The organism is Limnobacter sp. (assembly GCF_964228395.1).
In the GTDB taxonomy this organism is placed as follows: domain Bacteria; phylum Pseudomonadota; class Gammaproteobacteria; order Burkholderiales; family Burkholderiaceae_B; genus Limnobacter.
In genome coordinates this window covers 1-4,560 of the sequence record NZ_CAXQZX010000147.1, presented here as the reverse complement: position 1 = coordinate 4,560, position 4,560 = coordinate 1, and the positions used below count along the sequence as shown (strand labels likewise).

Here is a 4,560-nt window from a genome sequence, read left to right as displayed (position 1 = left end):
TCACGTTTGCGCAGAATTTGAAGTGCGCTACCGCCCGCAATCACAAAGAACACAGTCAAGCCGCTGGCCAGCAACATGTGCGTGAAGCGATACGGGAAAGACGGGTTCCAGATAATTTCCAGCCAATTGGTGGCGTGCATCTGGCCATCAATAATTTCGAAACCCTGCGGGGTTTGCATCCAGCTGTTCAGCACCAGAATCCAGAAAGCCGATAAGGTGGTGCCAAATGCCACCAAAAAGGTGGCCAACAAATGAACCTTGGGCGACACCCGCTGTTTGCCAAACAACATCACCCCCAAAAACGTTGCCTCCAAAAAGAACGCGGTCAGCACTTCGTAGCCCAGAAGGGGGCCAGAAATGTTTCCGGTTTTCTCCATGAATCCCGGCCAGTAGGTGCCGCACTGAAAACTCATGGTGATGCCCGAGACCACACCCATGGCGAAGGTCAGCGCGAAAATTTTTGTCCAGAAGTAATGGGCCTGCTCCCATTCCGTTTTGCCAGTGCGCACATGCTGCAAGCGCAGGTAAAACATCACCCAGCCTAGGCCGATGGTGATGGTTGGAAACAGGATGTGGAAAGTAATATTGGCCGCGAACTGGATTCGGGCAAGATCAAGCGACGTGAATTCCATGCAGCACCCCACGAAAGCAACTGAATACAAACAGCCATGGCATGAATATGACCATAATTAGCTACATGCAGTCTGTCAAATTGGTTTGCTCAATGAAGCACTGCACAACGCGTACAATGCCCAATCCCCTCGCACTGGAAGCCAGTTTTGTGATCAACCGTCCCATGTTTTTACTGCTTGCAGCACTCGCCGCATTTGCCCCGCTGGCAATCGACCTGTATTTGCCAAGCTTTGCTGCAATCAGCGAGGAACTGCAGGCACCCGCAGGGCGCGTACAACAAACTGTGACCGTGTTTCTGGCCGGGTTTGCCATGGGCATGCTGTTTTATGGGCCACTCTCCGACCGGTTTGGGCGCAGGCGAATGATCTTTGCCGGGACCACCTTGTTTGTGTTGGCCAGTGTGGCCTGCATGCTGGCGCAATCCATCGAGCAATTGCTGGCGTTTCGACTGATCCAGGCCTTTGGAGGTGGGGCCGCTGCGGTCATTTCGCGTGCTGTCATTCGGGACCTGTTTGGCGAGACAGACTCCGCCCGAGTCATGGCCATGATCGCCATGGTTACCTCGCTGGCACCCATGATTGCGCCACTTCTTGGCGCGTATATTTTAGAGCTGGGTTCATGGCGTTACGAATTTCTCGCCTTGGCGCTATTTGGTGCCGCATGCACCATCGCCGCCTACCTGTTACTGCCCGAAACCTTGAGCCAAACCCGCAGCCAAACTTCCATTTCCTTGGCCTTTCGGGGTTACTGGACGGTATTCCAACACAGCGATGCACGCCTGTTGATTATCTCAGGCGGAGCGCATTTTGCCGCCATGTTCGCTTACATCACTGGCACGCCATTCGTGTACATCGAATTTTTCGATTTGAGTGAAAAAACCTACGCAGTGCTGTTTGGCTCCAACATATTGACACTGATTGGTTTTGGCTATGCCTCCACACGCTTGGTGAAACGCACAGGCACCACACCGCTCATTAAAGCCGGTTCAGCCTTGGGTTTACTCGGTGCCCTTGTGGTATTGGCCAGCGCCTGGAATGCAGGCACAGACCACTGGAACCTGGGTCTGATGGTGATCGGCTTCCTGATGTGCGTAGGATCATTGGGGTTTGTTGCCCCCAACACCACCGCACAATTGTTGGGCAAGCACCCTAAAAACGCGGGTGCGGCCTCGGCCCTGTATGGCTGCGCACAGTTTGGTTTGGGAGGATTGGCCAGTTGGGCTGTTTCGGTAGTGCACGACGACACCGCTTTACCCATGGCAGCCGCTGTGGTGGCCTTTGTTGCACTTGCATGCTGGGCCAGCTTTCGACTAAAACGCTGAACTTTTCATTGTAAGCACAAAATTATTGCCATTGTGTTTAATCAACTGCGAAATTGGCATGAAAATTGGACTTTTTGGTCCCTTTACGGTATGTTGTGTCACGAATTTATTCTGCCCAACAACCTAAACACACATTTTTGCACTGCCATATGGCCGACACAAAAGCCCAAAGTGGCGAGAACCAGCCCGACGTGGCTTGGCTCGAGAGCCAGTACAACGTCCGCTCTTACCTGCCCGATCACCCAAAAACTTTTGCTCGCTGGGCCGAACAGTCCCGCTACGCCCGTTTTGATCTGGATGGGTTCTGGAACCAGTACTTCGGTGAATCGGAAGCAGAGACCGTGGATGTCATTCCAGGCAAGCCCGGCAAGCCACTGTTGATTTTTATCCACGGCGGATACTGGCGCTCACTGGACAAATACGACTTCACCTTTCTGGCCAAGCCTTATGTGGCCCGGGGCTATTCGGTGGCACTGCTGAATTACGGCCTGATTCCACGCGTGACGATTGAAGACAGTGTTCGCCAAACCTTACGCGGCATTGAGTGGCTGTATCGCCAGGCGGATCGTTTTGGTTTTGATGCCAACCAGATCGTGGTGTGCGGACATTCGGCTGGTGGGCATTTGGGTGTGATGAGCGCGTTGGCGTTTTGGCCCCTTTGGGCCTCCGACCTGCCACAAGACGTGGTGAAGTCCGTGATTGCCATTTCGGGCATTTACGACCTGAGCCCCTTGGTGCACACACCTTTCATCCAGAAAGACCTGAAGCTGAATCAGAAGCGCACCCGCATGGTCAGCCCGGCCTTGATGCCCAAGCCCACCATTCCAGTGCACCTGGCCTTTGGCACCAAGGAAACCGATGCCTTTAAGGAACAAAGCGCTTATTTGGCATCTCACTGGGGCCTGAACCCACCTTTGCAGGTCAATGCCGATCATTTCAGCATTTGCGACAGCATCGCTGATCCAAACAGCGAACTGTTCATGCTGATTCAAAACCAGTTGCTGTTGCCATCTCACTAAGACAGCGCTAGAAACTGAACGGGTTATTCCCCCATGTTCGGTAAACTGCTTTTCAGGCTGGTGTCGTATAACTAAACTGTACACACCAGCCTGGAGGCAACAATGCCCCTCACAATCGCCTATTCCAACGCCGCCGGTTCATTGGGTCGGCGTTACCCCGATGGTCAAACACTGATGCGCAAACGTACACTTCGCCAAACCGTGAAGTTGTTCAAAGTCGGCGCCGAAGTGCTGCTGAACACCGCGCCAGCCACTGTGATTGCCTATAACATCGCCGAGTTTGGACGCTGGATATCAACAAGTCACCCGGTGCTGGTTCAACTGCACAGCGGCGAGCTTCAATATTGCCGTTTAAACGACCTGCACATTGCTGAAAACCCGAGCATGCAGACCCACTGAAGCTGACTATAATCCCGGGGATGAACTCAACATTCCCCACACCCAAAACCATTGGCTTTATTGGCCTTGGCAACATGGGGTCCGCCATGGCGGCCCACCTTTGCAATGCGGGCTACACTGTGCTGGCCTGGGCGCGCAGCGCATCCACCTTCCAAGCACTGGCTGACATCCCTCTTGTTGCGCAACCGAGTATTGAAGCCCTTTGCGCAGGTACACGCCTGCTTGCTTTGAATGTCACGAACACCGCGGATGTTCAATCGCTGCTGTTTCGCGATGGCGGCCTAGCGCAACATGCACAGCCTGGTTCGATCATTGTGGATTTCAGCACCATAGATGCGGCTGCTGTGGCCGACATCGCACGCCAATTAAAGTCCCGCGACATTGATTACATTGATTGCCCTGTCTCTGGCGGCGCTGCGGGCGCGCGCGCTGCAACCTTGAGCATGATGGCAGGCGGGGATTTGGCAGCCTTCAATCGGATTGAGCCCATGCTCAAGCATTTGGGCAAGACCATCCGGCATGTGGGGCCTTCGGGTGCCGGTCAAGCCATTAAAGCGGCCAATCAAATGGCACTGTGCATTCAATTGGTGGGCATTGCCGAAGCCATGAATTACGCACTGGAGCAAGGTGCTGAATTGAGCGTGGTACTTGAGCTGCTGCAAGCCGGATTGCCCGCGAGCCGTGTATTGGATTGGGCTGGCCCCCATATGGTGAAAGGTTTCACCGACCCGGTTTCCATTGAGGCGCACCTGCACGCAAAAGATGTGCGCATGGTGGCGGATGCAGCGAAGAAGCAGGGTTTGCACTTGCCGCTGTTGTTTAAAACCGCAGAATTGCTGGATGAACTGGTGGTCAATGGACCTAAAAGTCAGGACACGTCGAGAGTTTTTGAGGTGGTTCGCAAGCACATGCGAGCCTAGCGGCAAGCCGAACCGCTGAACAGCCGTACCGCTCGAGCTGGCGCATCAATAAGCAGCATAGCCGCACTGTTTGGGCTTGGCGCAGCCCGAATTCTCCCAACTACCCCCCTGGCTTGGGTCATGCAAAGCGCAATAGCGCCTTTGCATCGATTCCTCGCGGAATCGCCCCGCGCTGCGAGGTCGTTGGGCGGGCTGGCCTGAACTCGCCCCGAACAGCGCTGCACATGCTGCTTGTAAATTGCTGCAGCGAGTTGCGTGCTGTACGCGA

The 4,560-nt window shown here is 54.5% G+C and carries 5 protein-coding genes; 4 read left to right on the top strand and 1 reads right to left on the bottom strand.

Translation table 11 applies throughout. The features are described 5' to 3' along the window. On the bottom strand, nt 1–632 hold a 632-nt coding region (locus ACEQU8_RS12345; RefSeq protein WP_370263991.1), incomplete at its 3' end, for a cytochrome ubiquinol oxidase subunit I. A 116-nt stretch (nt 633–748) separates the two neighbouring features. On the opposite strand from ACEQU8_RS12345, the gene ACEQU8_RS12340 reads away from it, so the two are divergent. The 4 genes from ACEQU8_RS12340 to ACEQU8_RS12325 all read left to right on the top strand — a co-directional run bounded on the left by ACEQU8_RS12340 (nt 749) and on the right by ACEQU8_RS12325 (nt 4,292). Further along, nucleotides 749–1,954 (top strand): multidrug effflux MFS transporter, encoded by a 1,206-nt coding sequence (locus ACEQU8_RS12340; protein WP_370263989.1) that lies wholly within the window; start codon nt 749–751, stop codon nt 1,952–1,954. A gap of 149 nt (nt 1,955–2,103) precedes the next feature. Beyond that, on the top strand, nt 2,104–2,973 hold the full coding sequence (locus ACEQU8_RS12335; RefSeq protein ID WP_008252055.1) for an alpha/beta hydrolase: 870 nt from the start codon (nt 2,104–2,106) through the stop codon (nt 2,971–2,973). Nucleotides 2,974–3,075: 102 nt separating this feature from the next. Further along, nucleotides 3,076–3,372: a hypothetical protein gene (locus ACEQU8_RS12330; protein ID WP_105027145.1), complete on the top strand. Its 297-nt coding sequence runs from the start codon at nt 3,076–3,078 to the stop codon at nt 3,370–3,372. Between the two features lie 20 nt (nt 3,373–3,392). Continuing rightward, complete coding sequence (locus ACEQU8_RS12325) at nt 3,393–4,292, top strand: NAD(P)-dependent oxidoreductase (RefSeq protein ID WP_370263986.1); 900 nt, start codon at nt 3,393–3,395, stop codon at nt 4,290–4,292. Nucleotides 4,293–4,560: the final 268 nt, after the last annotated feature.